Below are 16,739 nucleotides of genomic sequence, written 5' to 3'. Positions count from 1 at the left end.
CGATCAGGCCTTCGCCGTCGCGGCGTTGGCCGGTCGCGCCGGCGCGGCCGGGTTCATCACCCCGGGGCGACCGTCGAGCGTGTCCAGCAGGGCACTGGCTTCCTGCTCCATTTCCACCACGTAGCCGTGGATGCGGCCCTTGAAGTAGCGATGGAACATCAGTGCCGGAATGGCCACGATCATGCCCGTGGCGGTGCACACCAGCGCCTTGCCGATACCGCCGGCCAGCTGGTTCACGTCGCCCACCCCATGGTCGAGGATGCCCAGGAACATCTGGATCATGCCGATCACCGTGCCCAGCAGGCCCAGCAGCGGGCCGGCCGAGGCAATGGTGCCCAGCGCGTTGAGGAAACGTTCCATGCGGTGCACCAGATGGCGGCCGGTGTCCTCGATGCGCTCGCGGATCTGGTCGCGCGGACGATTGCGGGCTTCCAGCGCGGCCGCCAGCAATGCCCCCAGCGGCGAGTTGGCACGCAGGGTCTGCAGGTGCGCCGGGTCAAGCTTGCCGCGTGCGGCCCAGTTGCGCACTTCCTGGCCGAGGCCGGGCGGCAGCACTTCAGTCCGCCGCAGGGACCAGAAACGCTCCAGGATGATCGCCAAAGCCAGTACGCCCAACAGCAGCAGCGGCACCATCGGCCAGCCACCGGCCTTGACCAGTTCCCACACGTTTCAACCCTCTGGCCCAACGGCCGCTTGTTTGATCGGCGATAGGATAACAGCCGACCGCGCCCGCCCAGCGGCATCCCACCACCGGGATGCATGGATACGCTGTTCACGCAGCTGCAGCCCTTGTGCGCCAAGCCATACGCGGATCGCCCCGGACTCCGCAGTGGACACCACCTCGGCTCCCTGCGCCTGCCAGCGCCGGACCACGTCCCGGCGCGGGTGGCCGAAGCGGTTCTGGTGCCCGGCCGAAACCAGCGCCAGCCGGGCTGACACCGCCGCCACCCAGGGCGCGCTGGAGCTGCCGCCGCTGCCATGGTGCGGCACCAGCACCACATCCGCCTTCAGCGCCGCCGGAGACGCCCGCAGCAGCGCCTGTTCGGCCGGGCGGCCGATGTCCCCGGGCAACAGGACCCCACCATGCGCGCTGGCCACGCGCAGCACGCAGCTGTCCTCGTTTTCAGCCCGCTGGCTGCCGGCATCCGGGTGCAGTACCTGGAAGTCGACGCCGTCCCAGCGCCAGCGCAGGCCGCGTTGGCAGCGCCCGGCCCCGGCGATCGTGCTGCCCGGCGGCGCCAACAGGGGCAGCTCCGGCAACTGAAGGCGCAGGCTCGGCAGGTTGCCGGCATGATCGAGATCGTCGTGACTGATCAGCACGCGGTCGGGCCGTGCCTGCCCCAGCGCCCGCAATGACGGAACCAGGACCCGCTCGCTGCCCTCACCCCCGATCGGCGGTCCCACGTCGTACCAGAGCGCATGCCGCGCGGTACGCAGCAATACCGCCGTGCCCTGCCCGACGTCGTGCACCAGCAGCTCCAGCTCTCCCTCGGCCGGCCGCTCGCGCAACGGCCACAGCAGCGGCAGGCACAGCAGGAGGCCAGCCAGCCCGCCCCCGGCACCGCGTGGCAGCAGCCACCAGAACACGCCCAGCAGCGCCGCCGGCACTGCCCAGGCCGGTGCCTCGGCCAACCACCACATCGCCTGTGGATGCGCCGCCAGTGGCTGCAGGGCCTGCCAGCTGGTTTCGAACAACCACGCCGCTGCGCGCCACGCCCAGCGCCCGGCGCCGTCATGCAGCACCTGCAGGGCGGTGCCGAGCAGCGACAAGGGCACCACCAGCAATGTCCACCACGGGATGACCGGCAGGTTCACCAGCGGCCCCAGCCAGGCGGTGCCACCGAACAAGGCGATGCCCAGCGGCAACAGGCCGACGCTGGCCACCCCTTGTGCGGCCAGGAACCCGCGCAGGTTTGCGACCACCCCACGCGGACGTCCCTGCGGCAGGCACCAGACCAGCCACAGGACGCCGCCGAAGCTGAGCCAGAAGCCCGCGGAGAGCACTGACAGGGGCGCCGGCAGCAGCAGCGCCAGCGCCGCCAGTGCAAGCCCCTGCACGAGACCCAGTGGGCGCCGCCCGCTACGCGCCAGCGCCACCAGCCCGATCATCAGTGCAGTGCGCACGGTCGGCAATTCACCGCCGGCCAGCACCGCATAGCCCGCTGCGGACAGGGCCGCGGCGCAGGCCGCCGCCTGGGGGCGTGGCCAATGCCGGGCCAGCAGCGGGCACAGCCACCACAGCCCTCGACACAGCAACGCCCCCAGCCCGGCCACTACCCCGACATGGAATCCGGAAATGGCCACCAGATGGGTCAGGCCCAGCGCCCGCAGCTGATCCCAATCGGCGTCGGACAGGCCACGCGTATCGCCCAAGGCAAGTGCCTGCACGAAGCGCGCGGCTGGATGGGCCACCTGCGCGGCGATGGCGGCGCTGGTGCGTTCACGCCATGCCGGCAGGCCATGCGCGGCCTGAAGCTCGCGCGCGCTGGCCGGCGCCCGCACCGTGCCGTTGCCGGACACGCCGCGCAGCAGCGCGTGGCGTTCACCGTCGAAACCACCGGGATTGATCCGCGAACGCGGCGCCCGCACGCGCAAGGCCAGATGCCACTGCGCGCCGGCCAGGACCTGATGGCGCCCACGCCCGGCGTCGGTGGCGTCAGCGGCACGCCAGGCATCGTTCCAGGTGACCTGCAGGCGCTTGCCGCGCAGCGATGGCAGTTCGCTGCTCTCGCTGACCTGCAGCAGGAAGCGGGTGTGCGCGGCTCCATGGTCCGGCAGATCGATGACCCGTCCACTGACCACCACATCCCGTGCTGGCTGGCCTGGCGGCAGCTGTTCCTGCATTGCCCAGTGCCCATGCATCGCCGTCCATCCGGCGCCCAGCAGCACGACCGCGGGCAGGCGCCCCCGCCAACGCAGGCCCCACCCCGCCATGCCAAGCACGATCATCACCGTGCAGACCCACAGCGGCGGCAGCCGCGGCAGCTGCACGCAGGCCAGCGCCCCCAGTGTCAGCGCCGCAGCGGCGCCACTGCCCAGCAAGGGAGACGGGGAAAGCTGGACGGCCATGGGTCCAGCCTGCCGCTACCGGCGGCAGCTTGCCTATCGGGACTTGCCCCGCAAACGCGTCAGCGCCGGACGCTACCGCGATGGAAATTGACCCGGAAGCTTGCGCCGCCTCCCGCAGCCTCACCGACACTGACCGAGCCACCGTGGTGCTGCACGATCTCCTTCACCAGGTGCAGGCCCAGGCCACTGCCGCTGCCCGCCGCGCGCAGGCGATGGAACGGCTCGAAGATCGCCTCGCGGTCGCTCACTGGAATGCCCGCACCCTGATCGCTGACCTCCAGCAAGCCGCGCGCATCCAACCGCACGCAGATGGTGCCACGGCCACCACCATGCACGATCGCGTTGTGCACCAGGTTGGCAATCACCCGCCCCAGCGCCAGACTGTCGCCGTGGATCCACACCGAAGATTCCGGCGCGTCCACTTCGAATCCATAGCCGGCGCCCACCACCAACGGCGCCAGGTCCGCGGCTGCCTCACGCACCAGCAGGGCCAGGTCCAGCCGCTGCAGTGCGCCGACATTGCGGTCAAGGCGCTGCAGATCGAGCAGGTGCTCGGCAACATTGCCCAGCCGCGCCACGTCGGTCAGCAACTGCGACTTCAGCTCGCCCTGCGGCAGCTGAGACAGTCTCGCCTGCACCACGGCGATCGGCACGCGCAATTCGTGCGCCGCGTCGGCGAGGAACTTGTCGCGCGCTGCATAGCCCTGCTGCACCTTGTCGATGGCATCGTTGAAGGCTTCCACCAGCGGCGCCACTTCCGTGGAGACCAGCCGCGCATCCAGCCGCGCACCGGGCTGGCCGATATCCAGTTCCTTGGCCTGCTGCGCAGAACGGCGCACGCCGCGCATGGCACGGTGGATCACGGTCGGCATCACAAGCAGGGTGACCACGATCAGTGGCAGGAAGAACCACAGGCCGATCAGGCGCAGCACCATCAGCGCGCCATCCAGCAGCCCCCCCTTGGGCGCGCCACCGACCATCACGGTGATGCGGCGCCCGTCCTCGTTGCGGATCATCACCCGCGCCACGTCCAGATAGGGGGGCACCAGCGAGCCCAGTTCCGTGGCGCCCACGGTCGGCAGCCGCGCGAGCATCGGCGCGTGGATGGCTGGGATGGTGCCGCGCTCGAGCCACATGCCCTTGTCATCCACCGCGGCGAACCAGAGATTTCCCCCGGCGTTGGCATCGAGCTTGTCCCAGCGCGCCTGGTCCAGCACCAGGCGCCCGCCTTCGCTGTGCACCGCCTTGGCCACCGCCTCGGCAACGAACATGTCCATGCCCCAGGAGTCCTTGTCACCCCAGGTCAGGATCAATGCGACCACCGCGAACAGTACGGTGAAGGCCTGCGCCAGGAAGAGGCGCCAAGCCAGGCCAAGGGTGATCGAACGGATCGGACGGGCCATCTCAGGCCTCCGCCAGCAGGTAGCCGACGCCGCGGATCACATGGATCTCCACCCCCGCCCCGGCCTGCTGCAGCGCTTTGCGCAGCTTGGAGATATGCGCATCGAGCGCATTGGATTGGATCTCATCATCGAACCCGTACACTGCAGCCTCCAGGGCACTGCGGGTAACCGTGCGGCCCTGCCGCATCGCCAACGCCTGCAGCACCAGCACCTGCCGACGTGGCAATGCCAGGGGCTGGCCCTCCACCTGTGCCTGCAGCGATTCGAAATCGAACTCGAGCCGCCCCAGCCGCAGGCTCGGCGTCACCATCGCCGAAGGCCTGCGCGATACAGCGCGGATGCGTGCCATCAGTTCCTCGATCGCCACCGGCTTGACCAGATAGTCATCGGCACCGACGTCCAGGCCTTCGACCTTGTCCGACAGCGTCCCCTTGGCGGTGAGCATGATCACCGCCAGGTTCGGCCGCAGCGCACGCGCCGAGGCGACGAATCCGGCGCCATCGCCATCGGGCAGCTGGCGATCGAGCAGCAGCAGCTGGTGCACCGGTTCGCGCAACGCGAGCGCGGCCTCGGCCAGGCTGCCGACCACATCGGCGACCACGCCCTGCCGCTCCAGGCCCGATTGCAGGGCGCGGGACAGATCAGGATCGTCTTCGACCAGGAGGATGCGCATCAGGGACTCGTCAACCGGAAACGCTGCCGATCATAGTGCCTGGCGCTATGGTTTTGCGCCCATGCATGCCAGCGGTTGCAGGCGCAATGTTCTGACAATGTTGCCCCTTCAGCATGCGCAGCCATCACCCGCAATGTGGCCGAACGATGCTGTCGCTGCCCCTGACAAGGACCCCCATGGCCTCCGTCTCCCCCACCGCAGAAGCCCACGCGATCCTGCGTGCACCGGACCTGGACAGCGCAGAACGCGCCTATCTGGGATTGATGCCCGACCTTGAACATGTGAATGCACTGGCCCGCCGTGCAGTGGGCCTGTCACGCGTTGCCGACGCGGCACGCGGCTATGCGTTGTCGATGACTCTGGTCGGACTGCGCCTGCAGGAGCTGGAGATGGGCGAGCCAACGGCCAGGGAACATCGCCAGGCCACCCTGCGCAGCCTGCGCCAGGCCTTCAGCGCCTGACAGCACCCGCACAGGCACTGCCGCCGCACTGGCGGCAGCGGGAGTGATCGGGTCAGCAGGTCCCGCCACCCGGCAGGCCCGGCGCGGCAGCGTCATTCAGCGCAGCGTGGTCCACGCCAGCAGCGCGCTCAGGATTGCGACCCAGATCACTGCCTTGAACGTGCCTTCCAGCATGTTGCCGCCGAACAGGCGTTCCATGAGCGGATTGGGCCTGGACACCGGGACGTGATCACTCATGCGGCAGTTCCTTGCAGTAATTGCGCAGTTGCGCAGTTGCGCCGAGTCTACGCCTGCGCGGCCCGGATTCATCGCCATCTGCCTGCCTTTGGCGGCCCAATCCCCGCCTTCGTCGCAGGCCGGCTGCGGTGCCCGGCCGACCATGCCAGCCTGCATGCACTTTCCCGCTGGAGCACCGTGCCATGCCGATGCTTGCCCTGATCCTGCTGTTCTCCAGCCTGTTCGGCGACGGCTGCGGGCCCACCGAGGATGCCCTGCGCAGCCAGATCCTGCGCACCGAGGATCGGCAGGCCATGCATGAAGCGCAGCCCCTTCAGCTCTATCACCTGCGCCAGGACCGCGTGCTGCGGCTGGGCAGCCAGCAATCGACAGACGACACTGGCGCCAGCCCTCATCCTGCGCTGGCCCGGGTAGGTGTGGCGCAGCTGTGGGAACGCGTCGACGGCCAGTGGCGCATCCAGCGTTCGATCAGCATTACCCACTGATTTCATTCCACTGAACCGGCACGGATGCAGCTTCGCGGGAACGCCAGGCTCCCCGGAACGAAAAAAGCCGGCCCCGGGGCCGGCTTTCATCGTTTCCACCACTTCACCGGCAACGCCGGGAGCAGGTGGTGGGCGGTACAGGGTTCGAACCTGTGACCCCTACCATGTCAAGGTAGTGCTCTACCGCTGAGCTAACCGCCCATCTTGTTCTTGCCGCCCGAAGGCTGGCCTTGTTACGTAAAAACCCGGCGCCAGGGCCGGGCTTTGCAGTTCACGACAGCCCTCTTCCGAGGACTTCGTGGTGGGCGGTACAGGGTTCGATCCTGTGACCCCTACCATGTCATGGTAGTGCTCTACCGCTGAGCTAACCGCCCGTTTTGCTTCTGCATTTCCGCGATTGCGTCGGTGCAGGCCGCGTATATTACGGATGCGGGCCGTGAAGCGCAACACTTTTGTGAAGATGATGCTGCACTGCCACGTTCAGCCCAGGCTGGCTTCCTTCAGCTGCCGGATCTGGTCACGCACCCGTGCGGCATCCTCGAATTCCAGGTCCTTGGCGTGCTGGTACATCTGTTGTTCCAGCGCCTTGAGACGGGTCGCCAGCTGCGCCGGAGACAGCGAACGATAGTCGGCCGCTTCTTCGGCCACACTCGCCCGGCCCTTGCCCTTACCCTTCTTGGCTTCCTTCTCGGCGGCATCCGAACGCGCGCCTTCGAGGACATCGACGATCGGGCGCGCCACCGAGCGCGGCACGATGCCATGTTCTTCGTTGTACTCGACCTGCTTGGCACGGCGCCGGTCGGTCTCATCGATCGCCGCCTGCATCGAGCGGGTGATCTTGTCGGCGTACAGGATCGCCTTGCCGCGCACGTTGCGTGCGGCGCGGCCGATGGTCTGGATCAGCGAGCCGGTGGAGCGCAGGAAGCCTTCCTTGTCGGCATCGAGGATCGCCACCAGCGATACCTCGGGCATGTCCAGGCCTTCACGCAGCAGGTTGATGCCGACCAGCACGTCGAACTTGCCCAGGCGCAGGTCGCGGATGATCTCCACGCGCTCGACCGTATCCACGTCCGAGTGCAGGTAGCGCACGCGGATACCGTGTTCGGTGAGGTACTCGGTGAGGTTTTCAGCCATGCGCTTGGTCAGCGTGGTGACCAGCACGCGGTCGCCCGCCTTGATGCGCGCGTTGGCCTCGCTCATCAGGTCGTCGACCTGGGTACCGACCGGCCGGATCTCCACCACCGGGTCGATCAGGCCGGTTGGGCGCACCACCAGTTCGGTGATCTCGTCACCGGCTTCACGCAGTTCATAGGGCCCGGGCGTGGCCGACACGTAGATGCTGCGCGGGCAGCGCTCCTCCCATTCCTCGAAGCGCAGCGGGCGGTTGTCCAGCGCCGACGGCAGGCGGAAACCGAACTCAACCAGGGTTTCCTTGCGCGAGCGGTCACCCTTGAACATGGCGCCGATCTGCGGAATGGTCACATGCGATTCGTCGATCACCAGCAGCGCATCCGGCGGCAGGTAGTCGAACAGGGTCGGTGGCGGCTCGCCGGCATTCTTGCCGGTCAGGTGCCGCGAGTAGTTCTCGATGCCGTTGCAGTAACCGACCTCGGCCATCATTTCCAGGTCGAACTGCGTGCGCTGCGCCAGGCGCTGCGCCTCCACCAGCTTGTTCTGCGCGTAGAGCTGCTCCAGCCGCTCCTTCAGCTCTACCTTGATCGTCTCGATCGCCGCCAGCACGCGCTCCCGCGTGGTCGCATAGTGGGTCTTCGGGTAGACCGTGAAGCGCTGCATGTTGCGCAGCGTCTCGCCGGTGAGCGGATCGAACAGGGTGATCTTCTCGACCTCGCCATCGAACAGTTCGAGGCGCAGTGCTTCGCTGTCCGACTCGGCCGGGAACACGTCGATCACTTCGCCGCGCACGCGGAAGGTACCGCGCTGCAGCTCGTACTCATTGCGCGTGTACTGCAGCTGGGTCAGGTGGTTGATCAGGTCGCGCTGGTCGATGCGCTCGCCCTTGGACAGGATCAGGCGCAGTGAAAGGTAGTCTTCCGGCGCACCCAGGCCATAGATCGCGGACACCGTGGCCACCACGATCGCGTCCGGGCGCGACAGCAGGGTCTTGGTCGCGGCCAGCCGCATCTGCTCGATGTGTTCGTTGATCGAACTGTCCTTCTCGATGAAGGTGTCCGACGACGGCACGTAGGCTTCGGGCTGGTAGTAGTCGTAATAGCTGACGAAGTACTCCACCGCGTTGTGCGGGAAGAACGCCTTGAACTCGCCATACAGCTGCGCCGCCAGCGTCTTGTTCGGTGCCATGATCAGCGTCGGCTTCTGAACGTTCTGGATGACGTTGGCGATGGTGTAGGTCTTGCCCGAGCCGGTCACGCCCAGCAGGGTCTGCTTGGCGATGCCGGCCTCGAAGTTGCTGGTCAGCTTCGCGATGGCGTTGGGCTGGTCGCCCGCCGGCGAATACGGCGAGACAAGTTCAAAACTGTCGCTCATGGTGTTGCCAGTTCCCGGGAAGGGTCAGTATACGGGGCGAGGGGTGACGGCCGGCTGAGGGGTCTCCGGGCAGACCGCTACGGGGATTCCCGATGGCGGCCGCACAGCCGGGCGCGGAGGCTGGATGCATGCGCACTGCCCAAGCCCCCTGCCCGCTCGGCCCCCGCTCTGCGCGGGGCGTGCACCTGACCGAACTGCTGGTGGTCATCACTGTGCTGGCGGTGCTGCTGGCCGCGTCCTGGCCGGCGCTGCAGCCCCTGCTGCTGCGGCAACGCGCCGATGCACTGCAACTGACCCTGCATGCCAGCCTGTCCGGCGCACGCAGCGAGGCCGTGCGCAGACGGGAGCTGATCGGCCTCTGCGCCAGTGTCGACGGCCGGCACTGCAGTGACGACTGGAGCGCCGGCTGGATCATCTACCGCAGCGGCGACCAGCGCGGGGAGCCTGCCTCGCCGGAGGCGATCCTGAGCCACCACACCGGGCGCTCGGACGTCTCGATCCTTGCCCAGGCCAGCAGCGGGCGTCCGCTGCTGTTCTTCCAGGCAGATGGACGCAGCCCGGGGGCCAACCTGACCCTGCGCATCTGCGCGGGCAACCAGCTGCATGGCGCATTGATCGTCAACAATGGCGGCCGCGTCCGGAGTGAGCGCGTGAACCGCGATACACCCTGCTGAATGCCTGCGCAGAAAAGCAGAAGCCGCGATTTCTCGCGGCTTCTGCAGTATCTGGCGCCCGAAGTTGGACTCGAACCAACGACCCCCTGATTAACAGTCAAGTGCTCTAACCGGCTGAGCTATTCGGGCGGGGAGGCGCATTGTACTGGTCGATTACAGGAAGATCAACACCTGTTTCACCAGCAGCTGGCAACGCCACCGTCGGCCGTCTTGCGGTTGGCCTGGTCCACGCTCAACTTGCCACAGCTGTCCTTGGCCTGCGTGCCCTGCGGGGTGGCGGTGATGGTGAAGCTGGTGCCGTCTCCCTTGTAATCCAGGTTGTAGCGCGCAGTCCCTCCATCACGCGGCGACACCTTGGTCGGCAGTGCGTAGCCGGTGTAGGAGTTGTTGCTGGTGTGGTAGCGCTCCGCACGCTGCGCATACTCGGCCAGGTCCGCCTTCACCACGGCGCGATGCGATCGGCGCACGTACTCCTGGTAAGACGGAATGGCGATCGCCGCCAGGATGCCGATGACGATCACCACGATCATCAATTCAATGAGCGTGAAGCCAGCCGCGCGGCGAGGCATGGGAGTGTGCAACATGGGCGTGGATCCTCGCACTTGGGTTACTGGAGCTGGCGCCAGGACTGGCGCCCGCACGGGTAAGGCAGATACAGCGACTGGCTGCCCGCAGCACCCACCGCCATCCAGCAGGAGCTGCCACCAGGCGGTGCCTTGTTGTCCGTCGGACGTGGCAACACCGACAGCGAAACGTCACGCACCGGCGCGGTTCCTCCTGTCTTCAATGCAATGGCCGCGGTGCCGGAGGCGGGTCGGCTGCCGGTCGGCGAGCCATAACGGACGTTCTCCAGCATTGGCAGGCCGCTGATCGACGACAACCCGAACAGCCAGTTCGAACCACTGGTCGAACAGCCAACCGTTTCCATGTTGGGTACATAGGTCGGCATGAAGACAATGCCACTGACCAGGATCGGGTTACCTACTGCGCGTTCACCGTTGCCGGCAGGCAGCTGGATCATCCAGCCGCGGGCGTTGGCCGGCGCCGCACCCGCGGTGATCTTGCGCTCATCAACGCCTGCAGCGGCGGCCGCGGCCGTGTACGGTACCAGGTTGGCAGCGGTCACCGTCGAGGTCACCGTCTTGCCCGACAGATCGTTCACGGCGTACAGCGCCTGCTGCGACTTGTCATCCTTGTCGCTGGTGAAGGAGAAGCTGCCGGTGCCGAAGTAAAGCATCACGCCGCCCGAAGGACCGGTCGCGGCGGTCATGCCACCGGTGATCGGCTGACGGTAGGTCCTGTTGGAGGAGTCCTGGGCAACCTGGCTGGTGAACATCGGCACGGTCAACGTGGTATTCGCACTGCTGGTCAGGTCGAACTTCCACACGGCGCCACGCTGATCGGCGGCATAGACGGTGTCGGCCAGGCCATCACGACCGCGCGCATCCTGGTTGGTACCGGTCCAACGATCGACAACGACCACATTGCCCAATCCGTTGTCACCGGAGATGCCAGCGCCCGAGGTACCCTCGACGGCTTCGATCATCCGGATGTCGCCACTGGCCATATCGACCACGAACAACACCGCCTTGCCGTTGGCGCTGCCGTAGCCATTACCGAAGATCGCCTTCCAGGCCACGCCGGTGCCACTCTTCACCGGCACGATCACCGGCTTGCCCAGCACGAAACCGATGTTGTTGCGCACCTCATCCCGCAGCGACGAATTGATGTCACTGATTTCCCACAGCACGTTGCCGGTGCCGAAGCTGCCCGGCGTGGTGACGTCCAGTGCGAACACCGAACGGCCACCCGCACCCGTGGTGCCTACCAGGCTGGTCTGCCAGGCGGTGCCGTTGAACGTATCGGACACCGTCACCGGACCATCGACGTAGTAACGATGGCGGAAGGTCTGGTCGGCCGTGTCGGACTTGTAGGGGAACAGCAGGTTGGCCATGTGGCCCAGCGCGGTGGCCGGGATGTAGGCAAAGCTCTCCGTGCCACCGGTGCCGTCCTGCTTGGCATCGGCCTTCATGCCGCCGTCGAAGGCGTGCAGCATGCCGTCATTGGCGCCGACATAGACCATGTACCGCTGCGACTTGGCCTTGGTGGCCAGGTAGTCCGTATAGCTCTTTGCGTAGGTGCCACCCAACTGGCGGTAACCGTAGTCGTCCAGCGGCGAGCTCACCACCGGCGCCGAATTGACGATGTCACCCAGCGGCGTGGTGCGGTCACGATACTTGCCACCGTTGCGGACTTCGGTCGAGCTGTCGGCACTGAGATAGTTGATCGCGCTGGCCAGATCAGCCTTGATCGCCGTCAGCTTGTCGGTGGAGCACACCAGCATCGTCGCGTACTTGCCGTCAGGCTTGCTGCACAGGTCCTGCAGGCTGATGCGGGCGCTGTTGAAATCCACGGGCGAACCCAGCTTGTTGGCGACGATCCGGCGGCCGGACGATGTCAGGCGGCTGGAGGCTTCCCACACCTCGGTGAGCTCGGCCACCTGGTTGGCGTTGACCTTGACGCTGGACGCGGTCAGCTTGCTCGACCAATCAGTGCCGCTGTTGGTGATGTCATAACGCGGGGTGACCGCCAACGAGCCGGTACCGATGCGTGCACCACTGATACCGATCGTGCCTGAAGGCGACGCACCACCGGTGATCGAGGACAGTACCCGGCGCATGGCCTCGGTGACGTCGGCCGGCGTCTGCGCATTGATGAACTCGCCACGGCTGTTGACGGCCGCGTGCCACAGTTCATCGATGACCGTACCGTCGTCGACATTCAGCGGGTTGCCGTTGCCAGCCCAGTTCGGCGGGTTCTTGTAGGGATCATCGGTCGCTGCCTGGTTGACGCCATAGATCTTGCCCTGCGCGCCCAGGGTCACGCCGTAGAAGTTCATGTGCAGGTCGGTCTGGCAGTCCAGGCGCTTCCAGTCCGGGCTGCTCTTGTCCAGCGAACTGCACTTGTCACTGACCGGCACCTGGCCGGCCGGGAAGCTGGTGCCGGTGCGCAGGGGTGTGCGGGCGCCGGCATAGGCCGCCGCCGCGATGTCGGCGATGGTATTGCTGTAGCCATCGGCGAACGGAATGGACGGCAGGTGCGTGGAATTCACCGAGTCCGCATCACCGAACGATCCGTTGGGTGCATTGCCGGAGTTGGTGTAGCCGTCGGTGAACAGCATGCCGCCATTGCGCTGGCAGGCCAGCTGCACGGGGGCGTCGGCATCGGTACGACGGAACTGGTCGACCAGATATTCAACCGCGCGGCGGTTGGGCGTGCCGCCATTGCCGGTGAGCGTGTAGATCTGCTTGTAGAGATCGGCACGATTGGTGACCATGTCATACATGGTCGCGTTGCTGAGCTTGTTGATGGTGAAGTAGCCCACGCGCATCGTATCGACGCTCACCAGGGCGGCAGTCGACGAACCGACGATGGCCAGCACGCGATTGCGGTGATACTGGAACCAGTTGGAGAAATTCTGGATCGCGGCGTTGTAGGCGGCCGGGCTCGAGTAGTTGCCCGACTTGATCTGGTAGCGGCGCATGTCGCAGCCCGGACCACAGGCACCCTTGATCACCGGGCGACTGGCGTCGTCGGTCTTGTATCCGTCCGGTGCAGGCGCTGCGGCCGGCAGGTAGAAGGTGGCCGGGAAGTAGCTGATCGCGTATGTGGTATTGCCGGTGTTGCTGATCGCAGCGGTCTTCCACCCGCCATCCCACCAGCTGTCGACATAGTATTCATTGCCGGTGCCGGAAAGGTCGGGAATCCGCATGCCGCTGACGAACTGGAACTTCTCCGACGTCTCGGCGCGATTGACGGTCATGTTGTACACGGCATTGTAGCCGCGCTGCCCGGACCGGGGATCGGCGCGGGTCTGGGTGATCGAGGCATTCGGCCACAGCGTGCCGTCGGCATTGGTCCATGGCCGGTAGGTCACGTCCGGGTTGAAGTAGCTGGCGTTGTAGACATGCGAACGCGCGAAACCGTAGATGTCCAACGGCGGAATGGCCCGGCCCGGTGAATATTCCTTGTTGAATTCCGCGTGCGGGTAAAGGTAGAGGTAACAGTCCACCGAGTTGTTGGCACACGCCGAGCCCACGCTGAAGAAGCTTCCGTCGTTGTTGAAGAAGCTGTTGGTGTTGCTGTTCCAGCGCATGCGGCCGTCACCACCGGGGAACATGCGCTCGAAGTTCATCGAACCCGAATCGTCCACCGCCATGATGAACGCCGGTGTCGCGCGGGTCTGCACGTTCATCGGCTCCTGTGCCAGTACGCCCTGCGCCTGTGCGGCAAACAAGGTATGCGCCAGATAGCCGCCAGCGGCCAACACGGCAAGGCCAACGCCTGCCAGGATCCTGCGGTTGCGAGTGTTCATGGGTTCCCCACCCTCACAGCTTGAATACGGTATCGATCGCCGCACGCGACGTCGCATCACTGGTGGTATCACCGGCATAGGTCGTGATCTGGTAGACCGGCGTTGGCTTCTCCACCGACTTGCCCATGTCCAGCGCACCCTCCCCCTGGATGCAACCCTGGATCTCACGGACATAGATGGCCGGCTTGCTGCCCAGCTTGGTTTTCGCGACCCAGGCCGACGGATCGAAGCCGTCATCGCACTGCTGGCTGATGTCGGCGGACGCTACGGCCGGATTGGCACCGGCATCCTTGCGATTGGCGATGTTCTCCACCGCGTTCTCGGCGCTGCGTGCCGCGCCTTCGGCGTTCTGGAACGCCATGTTGGTCGCCCGGTAGCCGGCCGCCATGCGCTCCTGCATGCCGGCCACCTGCATGCCGATGACGCCCAGCAGGGCCAGCAGCACCAGCATGATCAGCGCGACGTAGAGAACGGCACCCTGCTGTCGTGCCTGGGCAACGAAGGGACGGCGTCGGGAGGAAGGATGAGTGCGCATGGTCGTCAGTTCCCGAACAAGCGGTTGCGCAGCGCAACGGACGCTTCATAGGCGCCCCGATGGCGCTGGTCGTAAGGATCGGCCGGGGCAAAGCCCACCCCGAGGATGGCCGGATAGGTGGCCGCGCTGCCCGGCGCCTCGGCCGACGCACGCTGCGGGCTGCGCGCCAGCAGGCCGACCTGCACCATGCCGACGCGGCGCCACTGCCCTGCGGCGGTGGCATCGGTACCGGTGCTGACCGCACTGGCCACGCGCTGGTCGACGATGCGACCGGTCGGCGGCGTGGGCAGGGCGATATCCGGGGTGGCATCCAGTCCGTACAGGAACTGCATGTTCTCGATGCCTTCCACCAGCTCCTCGCCATCGGCGTAGCCGCCGGCGCCATTCGCGCGTGCCCGGTAAAGCGCCGGCTCGCCATTGGGATTGGCCGCGATGTAGTACGCCATGCCATCGGCGCGATACAGCATGGTCATCGCGTTGTTGATCGAATAGTTGCTCAGGTCGACCTTGTCCACCTTCACCGTCGAACCGCTGATGGTGGCCGGGAACACGTCGGCACGGGTGCAGTCGGCTATGCCGAAGACCGTCGGCGCACCTGCGGCGTTGGCCTTCAGCCGGGCCATGCCATCACTGGAGACGGTCAGCGTGGTCGCGCCCGCGGCCACGGAGATGCCGGTCACCACGGCCCCTTCCGGACTCATCAGGCGCAGCACCAGGATGTCGCTGCCCGGCAGTGGCGCCGGCTTGAGGTTGGCGATGCTCTTCGGCACCGACTGCGCCGCGCTCCACGCGCGGCCCAGGGTCAGGGTGGCGCCCGGCGCCGTACCTGCCGCCTCATACCCCTGCACCGGAACCGAGAAATCCTGCGGGTCGCCACTGCCCGAGCTGATGCCCAGGTGATAACCGACATCGCCGGTGTTCTTGACCACATGAGCCTGGTCGTTGACGCAGCCGAAGTGGCCGGCCATGCGCAGGTCACGCTGCAGGAAGTCCAGCGCGAAGCGCGCGTTCTCCTGGGTACGGGCCGCACCTTCGGACAGGCGCGATGCCGCACGCGAGGCGATGAAGATCTGGGTGACGCCCAGCATCAGGACCAGGCCGATGACCATGGCGATCATCAGTTCGATCAGCGACAGGCCTCGGGTGCGCGAAATTGGACTCATGGGCATGTTCACAGGAAGGTCGTCAGGCCGAAGGTGGTAAGGCTGTCGGGGTCCTTCGGATCCCAGCGCTGGTCACCCCAGCTGATGGCCACGGTGACCTCGCCGGTGCTCTGCACGAAGGTCACCTGTGCGCTGGCCTTCTCGCCCAGCGTGCGTGCGACCTCGCACTGCCAGCGCGCGACGTTCGCCTGCGGCGTCACGGCGGCGCCGGTCGGCCAGGCGCAGGCGCCGCTGGGCTTCACCGAGCCGGCCGAGAACGAGGCCGAGGAATAGGCGCCACCGGCCAGGGTGTCGGTGCGCTGCGCGCGCATCAGTTCGATCAGGTCGTTGGCCAGGTTGGTCGCCTGGGTGCGGTAGTTCGCGCTCTGCACGAAGCGGACGTTGGTGGTCTGCAGCAGGGCGAAGCCCAGCAGCCCGAATGCCAGGATCAGCACCGCCACCATCACTTCGATCAGGCTGAAGCCCCCCTGCGACGAACGCGGGCGGGCCAGGTTGCGGCGGCTCATGAGCAGGTTCCCTTGGTCACCCGGACCTGGCCGGATTGGTTGATCGTCAAGGTGCTTTTCGATTCGCCGGCCTTGCACGCATCCGGCGACAGCACCAGCGTCTGATCGGCGACCGCCCTGCGCCGGCCGCGCCCGTCGAAGGCGATGACCGCGCCCGGCGGGCCAACTACGCTCAGCTGCGGATTGCCCTGTGAAAAGCGCAGCGCGACGTCATTGCTGCCCATCTGGCCGTCGCCATCCAGGTCCGACCAGGCCAGTACCCCCTTGGACCAGTCGCCATCACAGGCTTTGCCATCGGCGCTGCCACAGACGCCGCCACCGTTGCTGTTGCGGATGCCTTCGCTGCGGGCCAGGTTGGCCAGCGCGATCAGCTCGTTGTTGGCGGTCGCCAGCCGGTTCGAGCGGATCATGCCGCGGAAGCTCGGATAGGCGATCGACGCCAGGACCACGAAGACGGCCAGCGTGACCATCAGTTCAACCAGCGTGAAGCCGTTTTGCCGGCGCAAAGACATTGGACGCTCCCCAGCGTGTTGGTGGCCACGATGGGCCATCGCCCCGCCACCGGCAAGCGGCGGCAGGATGAACGGTCAATCCGGGGCGACGGGCGTCAAAGGCTTGACGACCCGCCCTTCCCTGCCAGTGCCGGCGCGATC

General features: G+C 66.6%; 15 protein-coding genes and 3 tRNA genes. 3 read left to right on the top strand and 15 right to left on the bottom strand.

Translation table 11 applies throughout. From position 1 onward, the window contains the following. Window positions 1–3 precede the first annotated feature (3 nt). The 4 genes from AC5P74_RS07940 to AC5P74_RS07925 are packed head-to-tail and all read right to left on the bottom strand — an operon-like array spanning window position 4 to window position 5,145. Window positions 4–666, bottom strand: a complete 663-nt coding sequence (locus AC5P74_RS07940) for a MotA/TolQ/ExbB proton channel family protein (RefSeq protein ID WP_005415976.1) — start codon at window positions 664–666, stop codon at window positions 4–6. A 3-nt stretch (window positions 667–669) separates the two neighbouring features. Continuing rightward, complete coding sequence (locus tag AC5P74_RS07935) at window positions 670–3,069, bottom strand: DNA internalization-related competence protein ComEC/Rec2 (protein ID WP_053500522.1); 2,400 nt, start codon at window positions 3,067–3,069, stop codon at window positions 670–672. Window positions 3,070–3,128: 59 nt separating this feature from the next. After that, window positions 3,129–4,472, bottom strand: a complete 1,344-nt coding sequence (locus AC5P74_RS07930) for a sensor histidine kinase (protein WP_005415974.1) — start codon at window positions 4,470–4,472, stop codon at window positions 3,129–3,131. Window position 4,473: 1 nt separating this feature from the next. Continuing rightward, window positions 4,474–5,145: a response regulator transcription factor gene (locus tag AC5P74_RS07925; RefSeq protein WP_049415866.1), complete on the bottom strand. Its 672-nt coding sequence runs from the start codon at window positions 5,143–5,145 to the stop codon at window positions 4,474–4,476. Window positions 5,146–5,321: 176 nt separating this feature from the next. Here AC5P74_RS07925 and AC5P74_RS07920 point away from each other — a divergent pair, with 176 nt between their 5' ends. After that, the gene (locus AC5P74_RS07920) at window positions 5,322–5,606 is read left to right on the top strand and encodes a hypothetical protein (protein WP_053500526.1); all 285 of its coding nucleotides are present in this window, start codon (window positions 5,322–5,324) and stop codon (window positions 5,604–5,606) included. A 96-nt stretch (window positions 5,607–5,702) separates the two neighbouring features. On the opposite strand, the gene AC5P74_RS07915 is transcribed toward AC5P74_RS07920, so the two are convergent. Further along, window positions 5,703–5,843 (bottom strand): hypothetical protein, encoded by a 141-nt coding sequence (locus AC5P74_RS07915; protein ID WP_171955946.1) that lies wholly within the window; start codon window positions 5,841–5,843, stop codon window positions 5,703–5,705. A 182-nt stretch (window positions 5,844–6,025) separates the two neighbouring features. Between AC5P74_RS07915 and AC5P74_RS07910 the strand changes: the two genes are divergently transcribed. Then, window positions 6,026–6,328 carry a hypothetical protein gene (locus AC5P74_RS07910; RefSeq protein ID WP_053500528.1) on the top strand — a complete coding sequence of 101 codons (303 nt, stop codon included), beginning with the start codon at window positions 6,026–6,028 and terminating at the stop codon, window positions 6,326–6,328. 126 nt (window positions 6,329–6,454) lie between these two features. Here the strand turns inward: AC5P74_RS07910 and AC5P74_RS07905 are convergent. The 3 genes from AC5P74_RS07905 to uvrB all read right to left on the bottom strand — a co-directional run bounded on the left by AC5P74_RS07905 (window position 6,455) and on the right by uvrB (window position 8,833). Beyond that, window positions 6,455–6,529 (bottom strand) — tRNA-Val (locus AC5P74_RS07905). A 98-nt stretch (window positions 6,530–6,627) separates the two neighbouring features. Beyond that, window positions 6,628–6,702, bottom strand: a tRNA-Val gene (locus AC5P74_RS07900). Between the two features lie 106 nt (window positions 6,703–6,808). Then, window positions 6,809–8,833: an excinuclease ABC subunit UvrB gene (gene uvrB, locus AC5P74_RS07895; protein ID WP_005415968.1), complete on the bottom strand. Its 2,025-nt coding sequence runs from the start codon at window positions 8,831–8,833 to the stop codon at window positions 6,809–6,811. 128 nt (window positions 8,834–8,961) lie between these two features. Here uvrB and AC5P74_RS07890 point away from each other — a divergent pair, with 128 nt between their 5' ends. Continuing rightward, window positions 8,962–9,507 (top strand): GspH/FimT family pseudopilin, encoded by a 546-nt coding sequence (locus tag AC5P74_RS07890; protein WP_005415967.1) that lies wholly within the window; start codon window positions 8,962–8,964, stop codon window positions 9,505–9,507. A 52-nt stretch (window positions 9,508–9,559) separates the two neighbouring features. Here the strand turns inward: AC5P74_RS07890 and AC5P74_RS07885 are convergent. The 7 genes from AC5P74_RS07885 to AC5P74_RS07855 form a co-directional block, all read right to left on the bottom strand. Next, window positions 9,560–9,636 (bottom strand) — tRNA-Asn (locus AC5P74_RS07885). 47 nt (window positions 9,637–9,683) lie between these two features. Beyond that, window positions 9,684–10,091: a type IV pilin protein gene (locus AC5P74_RS07880; protein WP_005415966.1), complete on the bottom strand. Its 408-nt coding sequence runs from the start codon at window positions 10,089–10,091 to the stop codon at window positions 9,684–9,686. A gap of 23 nt (window positions 10,092–10,114) precedes the next feature. After that, window positions 10,115–13,882 carry a pilus assembly protein gene (locus tag AC5P74_RS07875; RefSeq protein WP_346607603.1) on the bottom strand — a complete coding sequence of 1,256 codons (3,768 nt, stop codon included), beginning with the start codon at window positions 13,880–13,882 and terminating at the stop codon, window positions 10,115–10,117. Between the two features lie 13 nt (window positions 13,883–13,895). After that, a complete protein-coding gene (locus tag AC5P74_RS07870) occupies window positions 13,896–14,417 on the bottom strand; it encodes a pilus assembly PilX family protein (RefSeq protein WP_032954069.1) in 522 nt (173 codons plus the stop codon). A gap of 5 nt (window positions 14,418–14,422) precedes the next feature. Further along, the gene (locus AC5P74_RS07865; protein WP_329841714.1) at window positions 14,423–15,580 is read right to left on the bottom strand and encodes a PilW family protein; all 1,158 of its coding nucleotides are present in this window, start codon (window positions 15,578–15,580) and stop codon (window positions 14,423–14,425) included. Window positions 15,581–15,588: 8 nt separating this feature from the next. Further along, entirely contained in the window at window positions 15,589–16,086 is a 498-nt protein-coding gene (gene pilV, locus AC5P74_RS07860; RefSeq protein WP_005415962.1) for a type IV pilus modification protein PilV, read from the bottom strand. Beyond that, complete coding sequence (locus AC5P74_RS07855; protein ID WP_005415961.1) at window positions 16,083–16,598, bottom strand: pilus assembly FimT family protein; 516 nt, start codon at window positions 16,596–16,598, stop codon at window positions 16,083–16,085. Before AC5P74_RS07855 ends, pilV begins: the two co-directional genes overlap by 4 nt. Window positions 16,599–16,739: the final 141 nt, after the last annotated feature.

The sequence above is a fragment of the Stenotrophomonas sp. YJH_SMC_94-11 genome, assembly GCF_059370435.1.
The sequence above is the reverse complement of the archived record's forward strand: the minus strand, read 5'-3'. Positions and strand labels throughout refer to the sequence as shown.